Raw genomic sequence first — 23260 nt, 5'->3', positions numbered from 1 at the left:
GCAGCTAGTGAATAAGTGGAACAACAAAGCGAGATAGCCCCAAGGTCTGTCTCGTTTTTTTTTTTGTGTAGCTAAAACAGATAATGTCATCTGAGAACGTCCTGTGAGCGTTCATACGTTGTCAATGTTGAACTGTCTGCCAATTGAGTTTTAGGAGCATTTACAAATCTTGTAGTGGACATTAGGGGGCGTGGTTTCCGATATTGAGGTAGAGTGTCTTGGAATCGATAGGTGACCTGTTACAGCCACACGAATTAAAATAGTTCACGAAACGATAAAATGTAGAGTTTAAATATAAGTTTGGGTATAATTGAAACCGTAACATACACAATCATAGAGGTACGGGATACACAATCCACCCTGTGATTTACAACCCCTGAAAATAATGATAAACGTTGATATAACAACATTTCACATAATCTAGGTGCAGGCGGCGGTTTCACAATCGACAACCCGAACGCACTTGCTTCATGCGGATGCGGCACAAGCTTTAAAGCGGCTGCACGTCCAGCAGTAGAGCAACCATGTGAATAATAATTAAAATGACTAAGTCTTTAGCAAGAAATGCTAAAGGCTTTTTTGAATTCTTATATCTCCTATAACGGTACTATGTTTTAGTGTATACTTTTGTATTATTATAAAGTTTGAATTATTATAATAATAAAACCATACTGCTAGGGGGCAATGAGGTGAGTGTATTAGAGTTATTGGATAAGCTGGATCAAATCGAAATTTTATATGAGCCGATCTATAGTGCAGATGGACATCGCGTAATTGCATACGAAGTAATTGGTCAAGTAGAAAGCGAAAATAAGATAATTAATATCGAAAAATTCACATACGAAAAAGATGTGCCTGCGGATATTAGAGCAGAAATTGAGCTATTATTTGTCCGGAAAACTTTACAGGCAGTTGCACATTTAATCGATGATTTTGGTTTATATATTCCTTGTAACCCTGAGTTGCTTATGCTAGATTTTGGAGAAAACTATTTTTCAATGTTAAAAGAAATAGTTGTAGAATCGAATTTATCGAATATTACACTTGTAATGACCGAGCATAAATTTGATGGGGAGACCAACCAACTCCAACATCTAATCCGTTATATAAAGACATACGGCGTAAAAATTGCATTTGCAGATGTCGGGTCTCAAACGCAGCTTGAAAATATTATGTTGCTCGAGCCATCCATTTTAAAATTGAATGTAGGTCAGCTAAATTATAATTTGTGGGGTGCTCAAAATCACGCATTCTCTACGATCCGTACTCTTGCTGTTAAGATGGGTACTCAATTATTAATTGAAAATATCGAAACAGTATACCAATTACAGCATGGATGGAAAAACGGGGCACGTTACTATAAAGGACCTTATTTACAACTCCCACTGAAGGAATTACATGCACGTGATTCATTAAAAGAGCGTTTCCGCAAAGAATGTGAGCAATTTATCGCTACAGAGAAGAAGCAGCTTCTACATAAATATGACGAAATGAAGCGGCTTGAGCGAGTAATCTGTACAATTGTGGAACAGTTAAATCCTACAAGTATGCAAAACGAAAAATTATTGGAGTTGGCAAAAGCTCTGGAAGATTGTGCATTCCGACTTTATATTTGTGATAACAATGGTTTCCAAACATCACCGAATATAAGTTGGAAAGATGGTAAGTGGGAAATGCATCAAGAAACAATAGGGAAAAACTGGAGCTGGAGACCATATTTCCTATTGAACATTATTAAAATGACAAAAGATAACCAGGGAGAATTGTCAGGTGTATATAGCGATATTGAAACAGGTGAGCTAACGCGTACCTACTCGATGGCAATTGCCAATGAAGAATTTTTATTTATTGATATCAAATATGACTATTTATATGAGCATAATATCGTTAATTAATAGAGTACTATTTACTGATTTGTTTGAAATAACCAATAAAAAACGCTACTATTAAAAGTAGTAATTTCGTAAAAAAATAGCACATTCTAGCGTACAGAAAATAGAATTATTCTAGTACTTGCGCTAGTACATTAAAATTAAGGGGGGTTTTGATTGGTGAAAAGACCGACAATTTTAGTATTAGGTGCAGGTTATGGTGGATTAACTACTATTGTTAATCTACAAAAGCTTGTCAATGCAAATGAGGCAGAAATCATTTTAGTAAACAAAAATGACTACCATTATGAAACGACATGGTTGCATGAAGTTGGGGCAGGTACGATTTCTCCTGACAAAGCGCGCTATCCTATTTCAAAAGTAATTAATCATAACGTAACCTTTGTAAAAGCTAATGTTGGAAGCATCGATGTCAATACAAAATTGGTCGGTACTTCTGCCGGTGATTTTTCGTACGATTATCTAGTCATTGGATTAGGGTTTGAAGGTGAGACATTCGGTATACCTGGATTGAAAGAGCATGCTTTATCATTAACCAATATTAATACAGCACGCCAAGTCCGCGAGCATATCGAATATCAGTTTGCTTCATGGACTTTGGATGAAGTAAAAGACGATAGCAAATTAACAATCATCGTCGGTGGTGCAGGCTTTACAGGAATCGAATTTTTGGGAGAACTGGGTAACCGCATCCCTGAGCTTTGTAAAGAATTTGATATACCTCAAGAAAAAGTACGTTTACTCTGTGTCGAGGCAGCATCGACAGTATTACCAGGATTTGATCCGGAATTAGTCGATTATGCGAAAGCACAATTATCAAAAAAAGGCGTAGAGTTTTCGATTGGTACACCAATTGTTGAAGCAACAGCAGAAGGTGTTAAAATTAGAAAAGATGAAGAGGATTTTGAATTTATTAAAGCAGGGACTGTCGTATGGGCAGCTGGAATACGCGGAAATGCTTTAGTGGAATCAAGTGGTCTCGAGTCCAATCGGGCGCGTATTGCAGTTCGTGAAGATATGCGCGCACCAGGCTTTGATGATGTATTTATCGTAGGGGATTGTGCATTTCTTCTAAATGAAGAGGCGGGGCGTCCTTATCCGCCAACTGCGCAGATTGCGATGCAGCAAGGTGTTACTATTGCAAAAAATATTAAACATTTAATTAATGAAGAGCCGACAGAAGTATTTGTATACGATGATAAAGGTGCTGTATGTTCATTAGGGCATGAAGATGCTATTGGGACTGCATTTGATCGTAAATTTACTGGTAAGCCAGCCTCTGCATTAAAAAAAGTAGTTGATGACCGTGCACTGTATTTAGTTGGTGGTGTAGGCTTAACACTGAAAAAAGGGAAATTTAAATTTTTATAATCTAACTTCAAACTTGCAAACGAGTGTGCAACACTTCTTTTGCAAGTTTTTTTATCAGCATAACAAGGGGGATTTCTATTATGAAAAAGGACAGAGGGAAAGTATGGCTTGGAGTTGCTGCCATTGTTGAGAACCAAGCGGGGGAATGGCTGCTTGTAAAAAAGACTTATGGTGGACTTAAAGGGGTTTGGTCACTGCCAGCTGGCTTTGTACAGGAAGCAGAAACGGTAACAGCTGCAACTACGCGTGAAGTTTTGGAGGAGACAGGTATCATTTGCAAAGTAAAGGGGTTGGCAGGATTTCGCTCAGGTGTGATATTAAATGATATTAGCGATAATATGGCTATTTTTCATTGCGAGCCAATTGATAATAATCAACAGTTTGTATTGCAGGAAAAAGAAATTATCGAAGCCTGCTGGATGGCACCAACAGATATCGTACAGCATGAATTATCTTCCGTCATGTTGAGGGAAATGGCGCATCAGCAAGTTGTTAGTCATATTCATCCAATCATCGAAGATATTAATCCCGGAGATGTATTTGGCTATAGCGAATATCATTTATTTTTCAAGAAATAATAACTGCTAAAATAAAAATACTATTAACTTTATGGAGAAGTATTGACAATTTTAATCTCCTGTTCATTATTTTGGATGTTGAATTGAAAGTACCCACTATATCATGTAAAATTATGAGAGATTATTGGGGGTATACATAACATGAATGATGTTTCATTAGTACAGTTAATCATTTCGATTGTTTTATTTTTTGTCATGTTTTTCGGAATCGGATTTTTATTGAATATGTTATTGCGTATGACATGGTTAATGGCCATTGTTTATCCGATTGTCGTAATTTTTATTATTGATGAAGTTAGCTTTTTGGATTATATCTTTAAACCTAGTATGGCATTTTCTGCACTAGTAGATAAAGTTCAGGCATTACAGCTCGTAGATATTTTAATTTTAGCGGGTGGCTTCGGAGGTGCAATAGTAGCTGGATTTGTTATGATTGCTCTTCGAAAGGCCGGTTATCGAATGTTTTAAAAATAAAAAATGGATCTGTTAAAGGTAATCTAATCTTTTAACAGATCCATTTTTTATAAACCTTGAACACTATACCACACAACTGCAAGCACTATTCCCGCAAGTCCCCCGATAAATACTTCGCTTTTTTTATGACCTAATAACGTTTTTAAATCTTCTATTTTTTCCTGTTCATTCATTTCAGGCCAACGCTTGATTTCATCGAAAAATAACTGAAGGTCATGTCGGATTTCGTTTAAAACTGCTGCATGTTGTCCAGCTTGAAAACGTACATGGCTCGCATCATACATTACAATGCCAGCTAACATTGCAGCAACAGCAAAAGTTACAGAATCAAAACCTGCTTCTATACCAACTGCAGTGGCGATGCTCGTTACAGCAGCAGAGTGGGAACTTGGCATCCCCCCTGTAGAAGTTAATAAGCTCCAGTCGAACTTTCTAGTAACAATAAAATTTATCGGAACTTTTAATATTTGTGCAAAAACAATTGCGAAAATCCCGAGCCAAAGTGGCGTATTTTGCAGAAGTTCGATAATTACACCCACTTTCTCATAATTGCTGTAATTATACCATTTTTCCTATGTTGGATTAAAATTAAACTCACAGAAAAATAAAAAAATTGTTTCTTTCGTTACCCGAATTAACTGATTTTGTATATAATAAAACTATACATTAGGAGGTTTTAAAAATATGAATATTGAAGTGATGGCAAAAACATTTGAAACACAAACTTCGGAAACATTAATTATCGGTGTTCAAAAGCACCGTGAGCAAATGAAAAATTGGTCATCTTTTAGTGATTTCTTTGGAGAGACAATTGATACATGGCTTCATACTGGAGAAATTTCAACAGAGTCTAAAACAATTACGAAATTGCCGTTTTCAGGAAACCATTCATCACTTAAGCGTATTTATTTTGTTGGTCTAGGTGAGCGTAAACATATGACAGCAGATGAACTACGTGAAGCATTTGCAACAGTAGGTAAAGAATTAAAGAATGCAAAAGTAAGTGATGTTGCAATTTGGGTAGAGTCATTTACTACGGATCAATTAGAAGAAACAGAAGTCGCATATTTAGCTGGAGAAGGGTTAAATTTAGGCTACTATTCAACACTAAGCTATAAAACATCTTCAAATGAACCAAACACATACTTAGATCAGGTTCAATTTGTAACAGAGGCCAAGATAGAAGATGTTGTAGAAAACTTCGAGGTTGGAAAAGTATATGCAGATGCTGTAAATGAAGCGCGTACTTTGATTAACTTACCGCCGAATTTACTTACAGCAACAGATTTAGCTGATTATGCAACAGAGCTTGCTAATATTTATGATTTAGAAGTGGAAATTTTAAATAAAGCACAGCTTGAGGAATTAGGTATGGGCGGTATTTTATCTGTCAACAAAGGTTCTGTAGAAGAGCCGCGTTTAATCACGATTAAATACCAGGGCAAACCAGAGTGGGAAGACGTGATTGGTTTTGTCGGCAAAGGTGTTACATACGACACGGGCGGTTATTCTTTAAAACCTCGTGATGGTATGGTTGGTATGAAAGGTGATATGGGTGGTGCTGCAGCAGTACTTGGTGCGATGCGCATTATTGGTGAAACACGGCCAAAGCAAAATGTAGTGGCAGTAATTGGCTCTACAGATAATATGGTGTCTGGAGAAGCCTTTAAACCTGATGATGTAATTACAATGTACAATGGGAAAACGGTTGAAGTACTCAATACAGATGCTGAAGGTCGTTTAGTACTGGCAGATGCCATGACATATGCTAAACAGCAAGGTGCCAACTACTTAATCGATGTTGCAACTTTAACAGGCGGAGTAATTGTTGCACTTGGAAAAGATAAAACTGGTGCTTTAACAAATAACGAGGAATTTTTCGAAGAGTTTATGGAGGCGGCGATTGAAACAGGCGAGTTTGTTTGGCGTTTACCATTAACAGAAAGCGATAAAAAGCGTATTCGAAAGTCAGAAGTCGCGGATTTAAACAACTCACCAGGTCGTGATGGACATATGATTTTTGGTGGCGGCTTTGTTGGAGAATTTGCTGAAGGAACGCCATGGATTCACCTTGATATCGCAGGTACATCGGATGCAGGTGCACCACATGCTTTAGGGCCAAAAGGTGGAACAGGAGTCATGGTGCGTACATTAGCAACATTAGTAGAGCTACGCGATAATTAATATATTTGAGAAGATGTCTTGTAAGTATAAAACTTATGGGACATCTTTTTATTTTTAGGCAATTGACCAATGGCTCTATAAATTATGAATACACTATTTATAAGGGAGGAGGACATAAACATGGTTAATCGTAACCCATATTTTAATTCAGGGTTTGTATATCCATTTGGTGTTCCGTTTTTAGGTAGTTTTCTAGGAGGCTTTTTAGGGGGGTCACTTAATAACAATTACTCACCTAATTACCCACCATACGGGCCGTATCCACCAAATTATCCGCCGAATTACTACTATCCACCTTATAATTACCCACCATACCGACGACGTTATTGGTAAATAGGAGATAATTATAGGTAAAGACATACTTGCTCGTAACAGTATTGTTAGCTATGATGTAAGAATGAAATATTACGATTTTTGAGGGAAATGAATTTATGAAAAACCCATATTTATATGGATACTTACCATTAATAACAATCATTTTATTTAGTTTTTCATTCAGTATGTTTGCTATATCTGAATCTTTACAATTACTTCACGCAATTGGTGTATACAACGGTATGCGTGAGTTTTTATCGGATTTAGAATTGCGTTTCGTACTACTAATAGTATTTGCATTATTATTTTTTATGCTATTTTCAGCATTGAAGCTTATTGGTGAAACAATTCATGAGCTTGGAATGTTATTTTTCTCAAAAGATAAAGAGGGGCAAACAATTCATGCAGCGCGTGGAGGATATGTTATCTTCTTTTTCGGAGCATTTACTTCTATCATCGGATTTCAATCGTTACTTATTTTAGTCATTGTTTTTTTAATAACAGTATTTTGTTATTTTATTTACAATGTCTATAAAGTGAGTCAGTATATGTCCATTACAGGTGTGATTGGGTTAATTTTCTTTGAAATAATTACTTGGTCAATAGTAGTGGTGTTAGTCATCTATGCGATTGTGAAGCTTTACAATGGAATACTTGCGGGCTTGCCATTTGCATAAAATAAAAAAAGCTTGTTAACATTTTAGCGGGGGAGGTGCGCTATACATTAGTTAACAAGCTTTTTTATTATGTTTGGCTATGTAGTTTTGCGGTTACTACATACTTAATCTGTTATTGCATTAAATATAGAAAAGTGAATTTTTGAACTTTCAATTGACTCCATTGAGCGAGGTCTATCATAGCCGACCCAAATAGCCGTTGTATAATCATTCGTTAGCCCTGCCATCCAGTAATCTTTAAATGCATTTGTCGTACCTGTTTTTGCCCCGATATACTCTGAAGAACTATAAAGACCTCGTGCAGTACCACTTGTTACAGTCGCATTTAATAAATCACGCATCGTTTTAGTCGTTGTTGCAGACCAAATTTCCTCACGATCACGAGACCAGCTATATAGCACGTTTCCTGTTAAGTCTGTTACTTTTCGGATACTGCGTACAGGCGAGTAGAAGCCATCGATAAAACTAGAATAGGCATCGGCCATTTCAAGTGATGTTACCCCATAAGTTAATCCACCCAATGCCGCAGCAAAAGTCCGATCTTTATCCACTATTGATTGAAAGCCGAATTGATCTATATAAGAAAAAGCTGTATCGACTCCAACCGTATTAAAAATTCGGAGTGCACTTGTGTTAATACTATTTTTGAAAGCTGTTTCAACAGTTACATTGTTATACCAAATACGGCCGTAATTTTCTGGACAAAAGTTGCCAATACAATAAGGACCACCATTTATACTCGAATATTTCGTACCAGTAGTCGTTTCAAAATAAGGTGCAAATACACTAATCGGTTTAAATGCAGAGCCTGGCTGTCTAGGTGCTTGGTAAGCGCGGTGTAAATCGTGCTTTTTATAATCTTTGCCTCCAAAAATACTGATAACTTCCCGTGTTTCGTTGTCAATAACAGTGGCACTTGCCTGTAAATCGGAATTAGGTAAAATCCGATTGATAGCAATTTCATCTTGACGCTGTTTTTCCGGTTGAAGTGCTGTATATACGTTAATACCTTGACGTAAAATTAAATCAATTTTCTTTTGAAGCTCTAATTGCAAGAATTCCTTCTCCATTTTATCCGAAGTCTTGTCAATAAGTTCACGATAGCCAGTTTGATCAGCGATAAGCCATTTGAGCTCCTGCAAAACGAATGTGCTGTAACTAGGATACTGTTGTGTCTTTTGTTTTACTTCCAATTGGATGCTTTCTTCTTTATAGGCAATCGCTTCTGTTGCAGTAATAGCACCATGTTCCATGAGCTTATCGATTAATCTTTCTTGGCGATTTTTTGTGTTTTCAAAATGTTGAATAGGATCGTATAAGGTCGGGCTATTAGGGATTGCTGCGATAAAGGCCATCTCAGCAACCGAAAGCTTCGTTAATGGGCGATTAAAATAATAGGTTGCTGCAGCTCCAATTCCATATACTTGATTGCTAAAATACATTTCATTTAAATACATTTCAAAAATCTCATCTTTTGAATAAGTCTTTTCTATTTCATAGGCATAAAAAAGCTCCATTAATTTACGTTCGTACGTTTTGTCTGTAGACAAATAGCGCATTCTTACTAACTGTTGCGTAATGGTAGAACCACCCTGCTGAATGGACTGTTCGGACGTATTAGCTATAAAAGCCCGAGCAATGGCACTTACGTCAAAACCAATATGATTGTAAAAGTTTTCATCTTCACTATATATGAATAGCTGTTTCACTATTTCAGGTATTTCATTTAAGGGAAGGGGTTGTGACCATTCTATATATTCTTCGCTGAAAATCACCTTATTTGCATCATATAAATTGACGGGAAAGGTTGAGACAACTTCAGGAAGCTCAATAGACTCCGCAATTTGTTGTTCATATTGCTTAGCTTCTCCTATTTCGACCCATACTTCACTACCAATTAATAGGAGTAAGGGGATGCTACATAAAATGACTATGTAGCCGAATATTTGTTTCATCTTTTAATCGGCCCCCATATGTTGTTTTCTAAAAAAGAATACCATATTCATATGGATTTAAGCATGGTTTTTTAAGAGCTCCTTCATATTTTGCTCAGGGAGCTTCTTTAAAATGGACATGACAATAAACGCGATTAAAAATAATAAGCTAGTCGAATAGAATACCGAATGGATACCACCGATACTAGCAACTACTCCACCTAGTACTGGTCCTAATATATTGCCAAGGAAACGGAAGCTTTGGTTATAGCCCATAATTTCCCCTTGAACCTCAACCGGAGCTTCCCTACGAATAAGGGCAGAAGTGATTGGAATAAGCCCACCCGAAACAATTCCGAATAAAAAGCGCAATCCAATTAACTGCCATAACTCTGTTACAAATGCTTGGGGAATGATGATAATTACAGCAACGATTAATAAATAAGATAATATTCTTTCATAGCCGTAATGGTCACTCAATTTCCCCCAAAACCTGGCAAAGCATATGTTTCCGAGTCCTGCAGCACTAAAAGTAATTCCCGCAAGCAATGCGACTTCCTGCGAAGGGGTAAGTTCTGAAACATATAGCGACAGCAAAGGTTGAATACTGAAATTTCCGATTTGGATTAATGTCGTTACAAGCATGACATTTATAATTAATCGATGATGGAAAATCGCCCAAATAACATTCTTGCTGGCGTAAATTGCATTTTTCGTTTTCCGTATAATGGTCGGTTCGTGAATACCTACTATAATAATTATTGCCGCAATTCCAATAGCAACTGCAGTAATAATAAATGTATATTTAAAACCGAATGTATCGGCCATTACTCCACCTAAAACAGGACCAAACAATGTCCCACCGACGCTGCCCATTTGCAGAGTACCTAATGTTTTTCCAGCCACTTCTTTTGGCGTATGTCTACTTATAAAGGCGATAGAGGTTGGAATAAAACCAGTGACGACACCCATAGCTAATCTTAATACGAAAAACTGCTCAACATTTTGGACGTAACCCATTAAAAAAATACTTGTTGCTACACCTATGCAGTTAATAATCATAATTGGTTTGTATCCGTATTTGTCAGCTATTCTTCCCCATATAGGAGACATTAAAAATGCTGTAACAAATGTCGCAGCAAAGATTAAACCAGCCCACGTTTGAACATAGTCGTCTGAAAAATCCCCTAACGTATCAATATATAAAGACAAAAACGGCATAATCATCGTAGCGGCCGCTGCAACTATAAAGTTTGCTACTAAAATGATGATGAAATTATGTCTCATATTTTTCAAATTAATCACATTCTTCCATAATATTTGTAATATAGTATAACTTATTTCGGAATACGAAGGAAGTCCCTCGCATGTTATTAGCTTAAAATAACAGAGTTATGGTAAACTGAAACTTGGTAGAAAAGGGGAAGTTCGGTTCTATTACCTATACCCAACCATTCCATAATTTATTTAAAGGAGAGACAAAAATGTTTCCACAATTAACGAAAGAATTAAATCCAGGCGAAGTAATGGTAGAAATGAAAACAACGATGGGCTCAATCAAAATTAAATTATTCCCGGAGCACGCACCAAAAACAGTTGAAAACTTTTTAGGTCACGCGAAATCAGGTTATTATAACGGTATTATTTTCCACCGTGTCATTCCAAAGTTCATGATTCAAGGTGGCGACCCTACTGGTACAGGTATGGGCGGAGAGTCAATTTGGGGCGGTACATTCGAAGATGAGTGTGTTCCTGAATTATTAAATATCCGTGGTGCTTTATCTATGGCCAATGCTGGTCCAGGCACAAACGGTTCTCAATTCTTCATCGTACAAGCACCACAAGTGGAAGTATCTATGCTAAAACAAATGGAAGTACGCGGTTGGTCGAAGGAAGATGTAGAAGTATACAAGAAAAACGGTGGTACGCCATGGTTGGATGGTAAACATACTGTATTCGGACAAGTAGTGGAAGGTATGGATGTTGTTGACAATATTACGAACGTTGACCGAAATATGCACGATAAACCAAAAGAAGATGTTAAGATTGAGTCAATCACTGTAATTGACTAATTTTTAAAGGAAGTGTGAGCACTTGAACCAATTTTTAATGAATTTCTCTGGTGGCTTTTTATATTTCCCGGAAGACAAATCACTTTATCTTCCTGCTGCAATTGAATTCGCGATTTTACTGATTATTGTTTTTGCTACATTCCGTTTTATTCGTCGTATCGCTGCTCGCCAAGCTGCACAAGCAAAAGTTTTAGAAGAACGCGCATTAAAGGAACGTAATGAGCGGATGGCTAAAGAACAGGCATTGGAACAGTTACAAAAACAATAATCGAAATGTAGAAGGGGCTATCCGAAAAGAATTTTCTGGATAGCCCCTTTTTTGCTATTTAAATGTTTGCAAAGTTTTTTTAATGCCTTCAACGCCAACTTTTAACGTATCAAATGGACATGCAACATTGATTCGTAAAAAGCCTCGACCAGCTTCCGTGTATTTCGTACCGGGATCTAGAGCAACTTGTCCGATTGTTAGAAGTCGATTCATTATTTCTTTTTCCTCAATGCCAGTTGCGCGGTAGTCGATCCACATTAAATAGGTTGCATCAGGAATTTTTACATTAATTCCTTCAATTGCATTTAATTCTTTTGCAACATATTCCATATTATTTTTTAAGTATAAAAGCAATTCATCTAACCATTGGCCACCATCATTATAGACAGCTTTTACAGCGGTGCTTGCAAAAGTATTTAAGCCAAGATTTCCATGTGCCTGTGAATTTTTTCCGAGAGCTGTAAATAACTCTTTATTTGGCGCAACAATCATTGCAGCATGAATACCAGCTATATTAAATGTTTTAGTAGGCGCAATACAAGTAATGATTTTTGCTTCAGCAGCATTTGGCAATGTAAAAATAGGTGTATAGGCTTTCTGAATTAAAATGTCTGCATGAATTTCATCGGATAATAAATAAACATCATATTGAATACATAAAGCGACAAGCTGTTCAAGTTCTTTACGCTCCCAAACAATCCCTGCTGGATTATGGGGATTACATAAAATAAACATTTTAACACCAGTACGGAAAACTTCTTCTAGTGTTTCAAAATTAATTGTGTAAATGCCATTTTCTTCTGTTAAGTCGCAAGTCACGACTTCCCGCATCTGGTCTTTAGGGACATTGAAGAATGGGGGATATGCCGGAGTAGACATGGCGATTTTGTCTCCAACTTCTGTGAATGTCTCGATTATCGTAGCAATTGCTGGTACTACACCAGGTTGGAATAGGATGGTAGATGGATCAATGTTCCACTGATGACGTGTTTCATACCATTTAACGATTGCAGCCTTTACTTCATCACTCGCAAATGTATAGCCAAATATAGGATGCTCCAATCGTTCTTTTATAGCCTGAGTCATAGCAGGGGGAGGGGGAAAGTCCATATCAGCTACCCACATTGGTAAAAGATTCGAAGTATCCTCTAAATTGTATACAGCACTCATCATATCCCATTTAATTGAATCGGAATTACGGCGAGCGTGAATTTCGTTAAAAATAGACATTATAATCCTCTTTTCTATAGAAATTATTTTTACTTATGTTATTATACTAACTATTATAAGAGAGTAATAGGGTGAGGGAAATGGATAATATTGAAATGAATCAAAAGTGTGTTCATATATTACAAAATTGGGATCCATTCGGATTTGGTATTCATAGCTATGATACGGAGACAGCCGATGTTGTAGCCGCATTACAAGGGATAGATGATCCAACAGAGCTAGGGAAAGTAATTCAGAAAGTTTATGAGTATTCATTTGAACAATGGATTCCTTTTGAACGCTGTGTAGCTATTGCGTATAAATTACTTGCGGTAAAATTTGAAGCCAAATGCATCATTTAAAAAAAAGCGAGCGACCTTTAACTAAGGCCGCTCGCTTTTATATTTAAGCCATCCATTAAATTTGATACTGGTACTTCCAAAATCGTCGATAATAATAATATTGTTTGCGTCGAAGGGATCTGGTCACCTTTTTCATAGGCTGTCAGCTTTTCAATGCCTACTTGTGTCTTTTTTGAAAGGTCTTCAATGGATAAGCTTTTTTCTAGACGCAATATTTTTAACTGTTCATGAAGCTTTAATTTCACTTGGTGCACATCCTTCCAATATATTCTTTTTACTTATTATAATATGTAGAACTATTTATGAAATCCCCTGTTTATGACAAAAATAAAAACTTGTTCAAAATTTCAATTTGAACAAGTTTTTAAAATTAACTAAAGAACACTTTATTAATAAAGATGGCTACGATGGATATTGGTGCTAAATAGCGTACGATGAATAGCCAAACATTATATAAAATTGGCGATGCCTGAATTTCCTCACGTGAAATTTTCTTAGAATAATGGTATCCGGCAAAAATTGAAGTTAAAAGGGCACCAATTGGCATTAGTATTGCACTTGTTACATAATCCACAAAGTCAAAAATAGAACGATCAAAAATTGAAACGTCCGACAAAATACCAAATGATAAAGCACTTGGAATACCAACGATAAAAATAATGGCAGCTAATAACGAAGATGCCTTTTTACGTTGTGCAGTTTTTTCACGTATGCCAATAGAAACAACTACTTCTAATAAGGCAATGGAAGAAGTGACAGTGGCAAAGAGCAATAAGATGAAAAAGACAAGCAGTAAAAAACTACCGAACGGCAATTGCTCAAACACTGCAGGAATCATAATGAAGACTAATCCAGGACCTTCTGTAGGAGAAAAGCCAAGTGCAAAAACGGCTGGGAAAATTACAAGACCCGCCAATAATGATATCGCAATGTTCAATGTAGCAACATTTATAGCCGAAGTTACAATTTTCTCTTTTCTAGATAGATAAGAGGCATAAGTAATCATCGCGGCAACGCCAATACTTAGTGAAAAGAAGGCCTGTCCTAAAGCTAAAATCAATGTCTCTCCATTTAAATAGGACCAATCAGGAATAAACATGAATTTTACACCTTCAAAGGCACCTTCTAATGTAATCGAACGGATAAACAGCAAGATGAAAAAAATGAACAATATCGGCATCATCCATTTACTCGCCGATTCGATTCCATTTTTAATGCCGGCTTGGACGATAACTAAAGTCAAAATCATAAAGCATGCCTGTGCAAATAGGACTTCCATTGGATTTGAAATAATATCCGTAAATAATGCGCCAAAGTCATTCCCTTGACCGGTAAGGGAAAATGTAGTTGCTCTGACAATATAGCTCAATATCCAACCACCAACGACACTATAAAACGATAGGATGAGTCCACATGCAACTAGCCCGATCCATCCAATCATAAACCAAGGCTTTCCCGGTGCCTGTTCTTTAAAAGAGGTAATCGGATCTTTTTGACCTCTTCGTCCAATCATAAACTCAGCAATTAAAATCGGTAACCCGATTAAAATTGTACATAATACGAATAATAAAATAAAAACACTACCACCATTTGTTCCCGCCATATAAGGGAACTTCCATATTGCTCCAAGACCGATTGCGCTACCTGCAGCAGCTAATATAAATCCAATCTTAGATGTAAATTGATCTCTAGATGACAAAAGACAACCTCCTCATGTGTATGCAAATAAACATTTTACAATAATATTCGCAAATTTTGCAAAAAAGATTTAGTGAAATGATAAATTTCATGCAACAAATAATAAAATAATTTTATTTATTGGTTTTTTATTATAATTATTGATAGAAAAACGCTAGATTAATACGATTCTTTGTTACTGTAAGCTTCATATGTTATAATTTAACATGACATTTACGTATATACGAAAAGAAGGTAGGAACAAAGTATGGCAAAAAAAATTGAAGTGGGTGACGTGTTAACCGGTAAAGTAACAGGAATACAACCATACGGAGCTTTTGTTGCTTTAGATGAATTTACGCAAGGGCTTGTGCATATTTCTGAAATCACATATGGTTTTGTGAAAGATGTAAGTGAATTTTTATCCGTTGGTGATGAAATACAAGTAAAGGTTTTAGATGTAGATACAGATCAAAAAAAAATAAGCTTATCTATTCGTGAACTTCAAGAAGTGCCCTTTCATCGGAAAAGGGATATGCAACCTCGCCGTTCTTTACAAGATCGGGTAGATGAAGTAGATGCAGATGGTTTTCAAATTTTAAAGGAAAAATTAAAGGACTGGATTGAACAATCCGGACATTAAACAGCACACCTCGTTATATAAATAGATAATGAGGTGTGTTTTTATTTGAGGAAAATAGGTTAACTAAGTATAAACATGGTTTAAAAAGTACTTTTTTTCATAAATTATTATAGAAATAATAAAAGTCCATAAAATGTGACGAAATATTTAACAAACTCTGAATGAAGTATGTTACAATGTTGGCGGAAAGACACAAATACAATAATTTTAAAGAGGCGAATAATATAATGGCTGAAAATTTAAACTTATTCACATCTACTCAAGAAGTAATTCATGAGGCATTAAATAAACTAGGCTATGATGAGGCAATGTATGAATTACTAAAGGAACCTGTCCGTATGTTAACAGTAAGAATTCCTGTGAAAATGGACGATGGTACGACTAAAGTATTCACTGGTTACCGTGCACAACATAATGATGCAGTTGGTCCTACAAAGGGCGGAGTACGTTTCCACCCGATGGTTTCGGAGGAAGAAGTGAAAGCGCTTTCTATGTGGATGACATTGAAATGTGGAATTGTCGACCTTCCTTATGGTGGAGGTAAAGGTGGCGTTATTTGCGATCCTCGTGAAATGTCAATGGGGGAAATCGAACGCTTGAGTCGTGGTTATGTACGTGCCATTAGCCAAGTAGTAGGTCCTACTAAAGACATTCCAGCTCCAGACGTTTTTACAAATGCTCAAATTATGGCTTGGATGATGGATGAGTATAGCCGTATGGATGAATTTAACTCGCCAGGATTTATTACAGGTAAACCAATTGTTCTTGGAGGCTCACAAGGGCGCGATCGCGCAACTGCTGAAGGTGTAACGATTGTAATCGAGGAAGCAGCAAAAAAACGCGGGATTGAAATTAAAGGTGCACGTGTTGTTATTCAAGGCTTCGGGAATGCTGGGAGTTTCTTAGCGAAATTCATGAGCGATTTAGGGGCAAAGGTAATCGGAATTTCAGATGCTCACGGTGCATTACATGATCCTAATGGTTTGGATATTGACTATTTATTGGACCGACGTGATTCGTTCGGTACCGTAACAACACTATTTGAGAACACTATTTCAAATAAGGAACTATTGGAATTAGACTGCGATATTTTAGTGCCGGCTGCAATTGAAAATCAAATTACAGCAGACAATGCACATAATATTAAAGCGAACATCGTTGTAGAAGCGGCAAATGGTCCAACTACTGCAGAAGCTACTAAGATTTTAACAGACCGTGGCATCCTGCTAGTTCCAGATGTATTAGCCTCTGCTGGCGGTGTAACAGTATCCTACTTTGAATGGGTTCAAAATAATATGGGTTATTATTGGACTGAAGAAGAGGTCCGTGAGAAATTATATGCAAAAATGGTTACAGCGTTTGATAATGTATATACAACAGCTCAAAACCGCAATATTAATATGCGTTTAGCGGCCTACATGGTAGGGGTACGCCGTACTGCCGAGGCTTCTCGCTTCCGTGGATGGGTATAATCGTTATAAAATTAAGTCTCACTCCCAATGTGGAGTGAGGCTTTTTTCAAAAATAGGGGGAATTATTGGTGAACAACTTTTCATTTTACAATCCGGTAAAAATACACTTTGGTGAGGGAAGTATCGAAAACTTACGTATGGAACTTCCACAATACGGGAAAAACATTTTAATCGTATATGGCGGCGGAAGTATTAAAGCTAATGGTGTTTACGATTCAATCATGTCAATTTTGAATGATTTGGATATGAATGTATTTGAACTATCAGGTGTTGAACCGAATCCACGTGTAGAAACGGCAAGAAAAGGAATTGAAATTTGTAAGCAACATAATGTTGATATCGTTTTGGCAGTAGGTGGCGGTTCGGTTATTGACTGCTCGAAATTAATTGCGGCAGGAGCCAAAGTCGAAGAAGATGCATGGGATATTGTAACGAAGAAAGTATTGGCATTGGAAGCATTACCTTTGGCAACTGTTTTAACGTTAGCGGCAACAGCATCAGAAATGAATTCAGGATCGGTTATTACTAATTTGGAGACAAAAGAAAAGTACGGATGGGGCAGCCCTGCTGTGTTCCCTAAGTTTTCGATTTTAGATCCTTCCTATACATTTACGGTGCCAGCAAATCAAACAGTAAATGGTGTTGTGGATACGATGTCACATATCCTTGAGCAATATTTTAACAATGCGACAAACACACCGATTACAGATGAAATGAGTGAAGGGATTTTACGTACCTTAATTGATGTTGCTCCTAAAGCTTTAGAGGATCCATTCAATTATGAACACCGTGAAACATTAATGCTTGCAGGAACGATTGGCTTAAATGGATTCTTATCACTAGGTTCACGTGGTGACTGGGCGACACATAATATTGAACATGCTGTTTCAGCTTATTATGATATCGCACATGCAAGTGGCTTAGCGATAATTTTCCCTAATTGGATGAAGCATAATTTACACGTCAATCCCGCACGATTTGCAAAGTTGGCTATCAACGTATTCAATATTGATGCAACAGGTAAAAGTGATGAGCAGGTTGCGATGGAAGGAATCGAGGCATTATCAGCATTTTGGACATCTATTGGTGCACCAAACCGCTTAGCAGATTTTGAAATCGATGCAAGTCATTTTGAAGGAATGGTTGAGCATTGCCTAGTATATGGTCCATTCGGAAACTTCAATAAGCTTGAAGCAGAGGACGTTCGAAAAATTCTGGAAATGTCTTTATAACAATATAAAAGGGAAGCTGGTCTGCTTTTGGACCAGCTTCCCTTTAATTATGAAGATTAATTAAATCATCCCTTTTTCGTTTTCAGGCTTTGTGACAGTATGTTTCCATGCACGTTCTCCATCATCTTCATCGAAGGCCATTGTCACCTTTGTAACACCTTTTTGATTTAATAGCAGGGTAGTTAAATAATCACGTACATCATCTAAATATGCGAGCGATAGACTAGGGTCTGTTTCCGCAATTAATTCCACATGCAAAAATTCACCCTCTTTTATTACTTCCAGTCGTGCAATATCCTTTACGTGAGGATCTTCCATTACTAAGTTACCGATATGAACAAGCATTTCCTCATCTGTTTCACCGATAGCTCCACGTGCATTATCCAAAAATACACGACCTACTACATAAAACATCATTAAACCAATGATAATAGATACAATTCCTTCTAATCGGTAGAAGTCTGTAAAGTAGGCGATGACAATAGCTGAAAAAGCAAGAAGGTTTCCTGATGTTGCCACTAAGTCTTCCATCCAAACAAGCTTTGTAGCAGGCTTTGCACGTTTCAAATACTTAGCAGACTGAATGATTGCAATCCCTTTACGCTCTACCCCAACTTCATGCAATACTTCTTTTGCGGCCTTGTTTAAAACGAATAATTCCAATACGAACCCGATTGTTAATACACCAAGTGCAATAGCTACGCCTGAAGATTCTGTAGCAGGATGCATGAAGTGATGCCAACCTTCTTTAATGGTCTCATAAGAAAGAATAGCAACAATTAAAACAGCTCCTAAGCACACTAAGTTAACAATACGCCCGTATCCGTTGGGGAATCTTGGAGTTGGAGCTTTTTTCGACAGCGCGGAACCGATAAATACGAAAAATTGGTTTGCAGCATCCCCAAATGAGTGCATCATTTCTGCGAACATGGCGACATTGCCAGTGAAGAAGAACGCAACCCCTTTTATAATGCCTAAAAATGAATTGACAAAAGCGGCGATTAAGGATGGCTTATTACCACCTTTTATTAACTTAAATAATTCTCCCATACGTTTTCCTCCATTTAATCTAAGTATTCAATTTTAATATTTTGAACAAATTTAAGCTTTCTTAGTCGGTTATATAACTCAATTGTATGATTTGTTTCAATAGTTGAAAATCTAATATCAATTTCGTGCAATATTTTTTCGGTGTTAGATACATCTCGAATGCTTACATTTTCAACGTACATATCATATTTCTTCATATACTCCATCAAATCATTTATATTATCTGCCTGTTCGGTAATAACCATTAATGAAACTTCCCGCATCCTTAATCTTTTAGGACCGAATTTCATAAGTAAAGGGGCGAGAAGCTCGATTCCTAATACGACGATCATTACTGTAATAAAGGCTTCAATATAAAAGTTTGCACCAACAGCAATACCAATGGCTGCCGCACCCCAAATCATAGCTGCTGTTGTAAGACCTGTAATACTATCATTACCCTTACGTAAAATAACACCTGCACCTAAAAAACCTATCCCGCTAACAATTTGAGCAGCTAATCGGAGAGGATCCATTGTAATGTTGATGTCATCTCGTGCAGGTGTTGAATAGGCAGTTTCGATTGATATAATTGTTAGTAAGCAGCTAAATGTAGCAATAACTAAACTTGTCTTTAAACCGACTGGCTTCTTTTTTAATTCCCTCTCTATTCCAATAATTAAACTTAGTGTTGCCGCAATTGATAATTTTAATAAAACTTCTATAGTAAAATTATCAGTACTTAACCATTCCATGACGCGTTTATCTCCTTTCTATAGAATAGATCGAAAAAAGATCATTTATGAGGTATAGTTTGTAAGGTTAGTTATCGTAAAAATATCGGATGCTAAACTATTTATATAGAAAGAAGGCATGTTTGTGGAAAGACCACCAATTCATCCGTATATCCCAATTATGATAGGTGTAATTTCTGTTTCCCTTTCTGCAATCTTTGTAAAACTGGCTAGTGCAGACTCGGGTGTTATTGCATTTTATCGTATGTTGTTTTCAATCATAATTATGCTACCGTGGTTTTTAATGAAATATAGCCACGAAATCAAAATGCTAACAAAACGGGATTGGTTCTTTTCTTCAATAGCAGGAATTTTTTTAGCATTTCATTTTATCTTATGGTTTGAGTCACTAAACTACACTTCCGTTGCAAGCTCTACTGTTTTGGTTACAATGCAACCTTTATTCGCTTTTATCGGAACCTACTTGTTTTTTAAAGAGAAGATTACATTAAAGACGCTTGTGGCAGGTACTATAGCAATTTTAGGAAGTGTTCTGATTAGTTGGGGAGACTTCCGAATTAGCGGTTCAGCACTTTATGGTGATATTTTAGCTTTAATTGCCTGTGCATTAGTAACCGGATATTTATTGTTTGGTCAAGATGTTAGAAAGAGACTGTCACTTGTAACTTATACAATGGTCGTTTATTCAGTAAGTACGATTACATTATTCTTTTATATTATTGTAAAAGGAGAATCATTCGGTCCTTACCCGGCGATTGATTGGATGTGGTTTTTATTGTTGGCGATTATTCCTAATTTATTAGGGCATAATCTTTTTAACTGGTCATTAAAGTGGGTGAGTACGAACGTGATTTCTATTGCGATTTTGTTTGAACCTGTTGGAGCAGCAATATTGGCACTATTTATCTTTAATGAGTATTTGACAGCCTATCAATTAGTGGGTGGTTTAATCGTAATATTGGGCATAATGTTATTTGTTGTTGATGTGAAAAAGATTTTTAGAAAAAAAGCTTGATTTTATACATCCTTTTAAGGTATATTATTAATTGTCCTTAAGAGGATGGTTACTTCAAAAGTATTTCACAATAATTATTGACTTCGGATTTTAAATGAAATATAATAATTCGAGTCGGTGAGTTACTGAGAAATATATTGTAAATGTTATTGACATAATAACTTTAAGATGGTAATCTTGAGAAGTTCCTTTTCGGAGCTATATGAACCTTGAAAACTGAACAAGCAACGTTAATGAAACAAGCTTCTTAAATGAAGCAAACAATAGATTTCAACTTTTAATTAAGTTGAATCGCTAGCAAAGCAAATGAGCTTTCAAACTACTTTTATGGAGAGTTTGATCCTGGCTCAGGACGAACGCTGGCGGCGTGCCTAATACATGCAAGTCGAGCGGATGATGAGAGAAGCTTGCTTCTCTCTGATTTAGCGGCGGACGGGTGAGTAACACGTGGGTAACCTACCTTATAGATTGGGATAACTCCGGGAAACCGGGGCTAATACCGAATAATACTTTTAAACACATGTTTGAAAGTTGAAAGACGGTTTCGGCTGTCACTATAAGATGGACCCGCGGCGCATTAGCTAGTTGGTGAGGTAACGGCTCACCAAGGCAACGATGCGTAGCCGACCTGAGAGGGTGATCGGCCACACTGGGACTGAGACACGGCCCAGACTCCTACGGGAGGCAGCAGTAGGGAATCTTCCACAATGGACGAAAGTCTGATGGAGCAACGCCGCGTGAGTGAAGAAGGATTTCGGTTCGTAAAACTCTGTTGCAAGGGAAGAACAAGTAGCGTAGTAACTGGCGCTACCTTGACGGTACCTTGTTAGAAAGCCACGGCTAACTACGTGCCAGCAGCCGCGGTAATACGTAGGTGGCAAGCGTTGTCCGGAATTATTGGGCGTAAAGCGCGCGCAGGTGGTTCCTTAAGTCTGATGTGAAAGCCCCCGGCTCAACCGGGGAGGGTCATTGGAAACTGGGGAACTTGAGTGCAGAAGAGGATAGTGGAATTCCAAGTGTAGCGGTGAAATGCGTAGAGATTTGGAGGAACACCAGTGGCGAAGGCGACTGTCTGGTCTGTAACTGACACTGAGGCGCGAAAGCGTGGGGAGCAAACAGGATTAGATACCCTGGTAGTCCACGCCGTAAACGATGAGTGCTAAGTGTTGGGGGGTTTCCGCCCCTCAGTGCTGCAGCTAACGCATTAAGCACTCCGCCTGGGGAGTACGGTCGCAAGACTGAAACTCAAAGGAATTGACGGGGGCCCGCACAAGCGGTGGAGCATGTGGTTTAATTCGAAGCAACGCGAAGAACCTTACCAGGTCTTGACATCCCGGTGACCACTATGGAGACATAGTTTCCCCTTCGGGGGCAACGGTGACAGGTGGTGCATGGTTGTCGTCAGCTCGTGTCGTGAGATGTTGGGTTAAGTCCCGCAACGAGCGCAACCCTTATTCTTAGTTGCCATCATTCAGTTGGGCACTCTAAGGAGACTGCCGGTGATAAACCGGAGGAAGGTGGGGATGACGTCAAATCATCATGCCCCTTATGACCTGGGCTACACACGTGCTACAATGGACGATACAAACGGTTGCCAACCCGCGAGGGGGAGCTAATCCGATAAAATCGTTCTCAGTTCGGATTGTAGGCTGCAACTCGCCTACATGAAGCCGGAATCGCTAGTAATCGCGGATCAGCATGCCGCGGTGAATACGTTCCCGGGCCTTGTACACACCGCCCGTCACACCACGAGAGTTTGTAACACCCGAAGTCGGTGAGGTAACCTTTATGGAGCCAGCCGCCGAAGGTGGGATAGATGATTGGGGTGAAGTCGTAACAAGGTAGCCGTATCGGAAGGTGCGGCTGGATCACCTCCTTTCTAAGGATTATTTCGGAATCATTCCCTTGGGGAATGAAACATTAACGTTTGCTGTTCAGTTTTGAAGGTTCATTCTTAATTGAATGAGATACTTCAAAACCTTGTTGGTTTAATTCATCTCGTATGATTGAACCGCATTTCGTTCTTTGAAAACTGGATAAAACGACATTGAAAGCAATAAAACAAATTTCTATTTTATAGAAATGTAACAAGTCAAGCAAT

At 37.6% G+C, this 23260-nt stretch carries 22 protein-coding genes, 1 rRNA gene and 1 pseudogene; 16 read left to right on the top strand and 8 right to left on the bottom strand.

The annotated features are described in order from the left end of the window. Positions 1-429 precede the first annotated feature (429 nt). From MKY13_RS15025 to MKY13_RS15005, 5 genes and pseudogenes are all read left to right on the top strand, one after another. Positions 430-534 (top strand): annotated as a pseudogene (locus MKY13_RS15025) (iron-sulfur cluster assembly accessory protein); the annotation flags it as partial. A gap of 155 nt (positions 535-689) precedes the next feature. Next, entirely contained in the window at positions 690-1895 is a 1206-nt protein-coding gene (locus MKY13_RS15020; RefSeq protein ID WP_339213570.1) for an EAL-associated domain-containing protein, read from the top strand. 156 nt (positions 1896-2051) lie between these two features. After that, complete coding sequence (locus MKY13_RS15015; RefSeq protein WP_339216950.1) at positions 2052-3263, top strand: NAD(P)/FAD-dependent oxidoreductase; 1212 nt, start codon at positions 2052-2054, stop codon at positions 3261-3263. A gap of 80 nt (positions 3264-3343) precedes the next feature. Further along, positions 3344-3841 (top strand): NUDIX hydrolase, encoded by a 498-nt coding sequence (locus tag MKY13_RS15010; protein ID WP_339213568.1) that lies wholly within the window; start codon positions 3344-3346, stop codon positions 3839-3841. 141 nt (positions 3842-3982) lie between these two features. Further along, the gene (locus tag MKY13_RS15005) at positions 3983-4309 is read left to right on the top strand and encodes a YuiB family protein (RefSeq protein WP_191699857.1); all 327 of its coding nucleotides are present in this window, start codon (positions 3983-3985) and stop codon (positions 4307-4309) included. A 53-nt stretch (positions 4310-4362) separates the two neighbouring features. On the opposite strand, the gene MKY13_RS15000 is transcribed toward MKY13_RS15005, so the two are convergent. Next, positions 4363-4854 (bottom strand): divergent PAP2 family protein, encoded by a 492-nt coding sequence (locus MKY13_RS15000; RefSeq protein WP_318245194.1) that lies wholly within the window; start codon positions 4852-4854, stop codon positions 4363-4365. A gap of 145 nt (positions 4855-4999) precedes the next feature. Between MKY13_RS15000 and MKY13_RS14995 the strand changes: the two genes are divergently transcribed. The 3 genes from MKY13_RS14995 to MKY13_RS14985 all read left to right on the top strand — a co-directional run bounded on the left by MKY13_RS14995 (position 5000) and on the right by MKY13_RS14985 (position 7491). Beyond that, positions 5000-6499 carry a leucyl aminopeptidase gene (locus MKY13_RS14995; RefSeq protein ID WP_339213565.1) on the top strand — a complete coding sequence of 500 codons (1500 nt, stop codon included), beginning with the start codon at positions 5000-5002 and terminating at the stop codon, positions 6497-6499. 120 nt (positions 6500-6619) lie between these two features. Next, on the top strand, positions 6620-6832 hold the full coding sequence (locus MKY13_RS14990) for a hypothetical protein (protein WP_191699859.1): 213 nt from the start codon (positions 6620-6622) through the stop codon (positions 6830-6832). Between the two features lie 98 nt (positions 6833-6930). Then, on the top strand, positions 6931-7491 hold the full coding sequence (locus MKY13_RS14985; protein WP_339213563.1) for a YufK family protein: 561 nt from the start codon (positions 6931-6933) through the stop codon (positions 7489-7491). A 104-nt stretch (positions 7492-7595) separates the two neighbouring features. On the opposite strand, the gene MKY13_RS14980 is transcribed toward MKY13_RS14985, so the two are convergent. Both MKY13_RS14980 and MKY13_RS14975 read right to left on the bottom strand, forming a co-directional pair. Beyond that, positions 7596-9446 carry a transglycosylase domain-containing protein gene (locus MKY13_RS14980; RefSeq protein ID WP_339213561.1) on the bottom strand — a complete coding sequence of 617 codons (1851 nt, stop codon included), beginning with the start codon at positions 9444-9446 and terminating at the stop codon, positions 7596-7598. A 57-nt stretch (positions 9447-9503) separates the two neighbouring features. Next, positions 9504-10721: an MFS transporter gene (locus tag MKY13_RS14975; protein ID WP_339213559.1), complete on the bottom strand. Its 1218-nt coding sequence runs from the start codon at positions 10719-10721 to the stop codon at positions 9504-9506. Positions 10722-10909: 188 nt separating this feature from the next. Between MKY13_RS14975 and MKY13_RS14970 the strand changes: the two genes are divergently transcribed. Beyond that, a complete protein-coding gene (locus tag MKY13_RS14970) occupies positions 10910-11497 on the top strand; it encodes a peptidylprolyl isomerase (protein WP_191699863.1) in 588 nt (195 codons plus the stop codon). Between the two features lie 22 nt (positions 11498-11519). Beyond that, complete coding sequence (locus MKY13_RS14965; protein WP_318245195.1) at positions 11520-11765, top strand: hypothetical protein; 246 nt, start codon at positions 11520-11522, stop codon at positions 11763-11765. Between the two features lie 54 nt (positions 11766-11819). Here MKY13_RS14965 and MKY13_RS14960 read toward each other — a convergent pair whose 3' ends face one another. Then, positions 11820-12995 carry a MalY/PatB family protein gene (locus MKY13_RS14960; RefSeq protein ID WP_339213555.1) on the bottom strand — a complete coding sequence of 392 codons (1176 nt, stop codon included), beginning with the start codon at positions 12993-12995 and terminating at the stop codon, positions 11820-11822. 80 nt (positions 12996-13075) lie between these two features. Between MKY13_RS14960 and MKY13_RS14955 the strand changes: the two genes are divergently transcribed. Next, positions 13076-13336 carry a DUF1871 family protein gene (locus MKY13_RS14955; RefSeq protein WP_191699865.1) on the top strand — a complete coding sequence of 87 codons (261 nt, stop codon included), beginning with the start codon at positions 13076-13078 and terminating at the stop codon, positions 13334-13336. 17 nt (positions 13337-13353) lie between these two features. Here the strand turns inward: MKY13_RS14955 and MKY13_RS14950 are convergent, their stop codons facing one another. Then, positions 13354-13581 carry a helix-turn-helix transcriptional regulator gene (locus tag MKY13_RS14950; protein WP_191699866.1) on the bottom strand — a complete coding sequence of 76 codons (228 nt, stop codon included), beginning with the start codon at positions 13579-13581 and terminating at the stop codon, positions 13354-13356. A gap of 125 nt (positions 13582-13706) precedes the next feature. Further along, positions 13707-15035 (bottom strand): sodium-dependent transporter, encoded by a 1329-nt coding sequence (locus tag MKY13_RS14945; protein ID WP_191699867.1) that lies wholly within the window; start codon positions 15033-15035, stop codon positions 13707-13709. Positions 15036-15281: 246 nt separating this feature from the next. Between MKY13_RS14945 and yugI the strand changes: the two genes are divergently transcribed. From yugI to MKY13_RS14930, 3 genes are all read left to right on the top strand, one after another. Continuing rightward, the gene (gene yugI, locus MKY13_RS14940; protein ID WP_191699868.1) at positions 15282-15656 is read left to right on the top strand and encodes a S1 domain-containing post-transcriptional regulator GSP13; all 375 of its coding nucleotides are present in this window, start codon (positions 15282-15284) and stop codon (positions 15654-15656) included. Positions 15657-15883: 227 nt separating this feature from the next. Further along, positions 15884-17128 carry a Glu/Leu/Phe/Val dehydrogenase gene (locus MKY13_RS14935; protein WP_191699869.1) on the top strand — a complete coding sequence of 415 codons (1245 nt, stop codon included), beginning with the start codon at positions 15884-15886 and terminating at the stop codon, positions 17126-17128. Positions 17129-17196: 68 nt separating this feature from the next. Further along, on the top strand, positions 17197-18360 hold the full coding sequence (locus tag MKY13_RS14930) for an iron-containing alcohol dehydrogenase (protein ID WP_339213551.1): 1164 nt from the start codon (positions 17197-17199) through the stop codon (positions 18358-18360). 60 nt (positions 18361-18420) lie between these two features. Here MKY13_RS14930 and MKY13_RS14925 read toward each other — a convergent pair whose 3' ends face one another. Together MKY13_RS14925 and MKY13_RS14920 are read right to left on the bottom strand one after the other, a co-directional pair. Then, complete coding sequence (locus MKY13_RS14925; protein WP_339213549.1) at positions 18421-19410, bottom strand: cation diffusion facilitator family transporter; 990 nt, start codon at positions 19408-19410, stop codon at positions 18421-18423. Between the two features lie 14 nt (positions 19411-19424). Beyond that, on the bottom strand, positions 19425-20144 hold the full coding sequence (locus MKY13_RS14920; protein ID WP_191699872.1) for an MgtC/SapB family protein: 720 nt from the start codon (positions 20142-20144) through the stop codon (positions 19425-19427). 124 nt (positions 20145-20268) lie between these two features. Here MKY13_RS14920 and MKY13_RS14915 point away from each other — a divergent pair, with 124 nt between their 5' ends. Beyond that, positions 20269-21159 carry a DMT family transporter gene (locus MKY13_RS14915; RefSeq protein WP_339213547.1) on the top strand — a complete coding sequence of 297 codons (891 nt, stop codon included), beginning with the start codon at positions 20269-20271 and terminating at the stop codon, positions 21157-21159. Between the two features lie 324 nt (positions 21160-21483). Continuing rightward, positions 21484-23038: ribosomal RNA gene (locus MKY13_RS14910) — 16S ribosomal RNA — on the top strand. Positions 23039-23260: the final 222 nt, after the last annotated feature.

The organism is Solibacillus sp. FSL W8-0372, from assembly GCF_037969735.1.
Taxonomy (GTDB): Bacteria; Bacillota; Bacilli; order Bacillales_A; family Planococcaceae; genus Solibacillus; species Solibacillus faecavium.
This window is presented reverse-complemented; position numbering and strand designations above follow the sequence as displayed.

Bases quoted from the DNA above. Each gene is read 5' to 3' on its own strand.
- yugI (WP_191699868.1), top strand. From the start codon at position 15,282: ATGGCAAAAAAAATTGAAGTGGGTGACGTGTTAACCGGTAAAGTAACA.
- MKY13_RS14935 (WP_191699869.1), top strand. From the start codon at position 15,884: ATGGCTGAAAATTTAAACTTATTCACATCTACTCAAGAAGTAATTCAT.
- MKY13_RS15005 (WP_191699857.1), top strand. From the start codon at position 3,983: ATGAATGATGTTTCATTAGTACAGTTAATCATTTCGATTGTTTTATTT.
- MKY13_RS14955 (WP_191699865.1), top strand. From the start codon at position 13,076: ATGGATAATATTGAAATGAATCAAAAGTGTGTTCATATATTACAAAAT.
- MKY13_RS14920 (WP_191699872.1), bottom strand. From the start codon at position 20,144: ATGGAATGGTTAAGTACTGATAATTTTACTATAGAAGTTTTATTAAAA.
- MKY13_RS14960 (WP_339213555.1), bottom strand. From the start codon at position 12,995: ATGTCTATTTTTAACGAAATTCACGCTCGCCGTAATTCCGATTCAATT.
- MKY13_RS14980 (WP_339213561.1), bottom strand. From the start codon at position 9,446: ATGAAACAAATATTCGGCTACATAGTCATTTTATGTAGCATCCCCTTA.
- MKY13_RS15010 (WP_339213568.1), top strand. From the start codon at position 3,344: ATGAAAAAGGACAGAGGGAAAGTATGGCTTGGAGTTGCTGCCATTGTT.
- MKY13_RS14970 (WP_191699863.1), top strand. From the start codon at position 10,910: ATGTTTCCACAATTAACGAAAGAATTAAATCCAGGCGAAGTAATGGTA.
- MKY13_RS14985 (WP_339213563.1), top strand. From the start codon at position 6,931: ATGAAAAACCCATATTTATATGGATACTTACCATTAATAACAATCATT.
- MKY13_RS14925 (WP_339213549.1), bottom strand. From the start codon at position 19,410: ATGGGAGAATTATTTAAGTTAATAAAAGGTGGTAATAAGCCATCCTTA.
- MKY13_RS14990 (WP_191699859.1), top strand. From the start codon at position 6,620: ATGGTTAATCGTAACCCATATTTTAATTCAGGGTTTGTATATCCATTT.
- MKY13_RS14995 (WP_339213565.1), top strand. From the start codon at position 5,000: ATGAATATTGAAGTGATGGCAAAAACATTTGAAACACAAACTTCGGAA.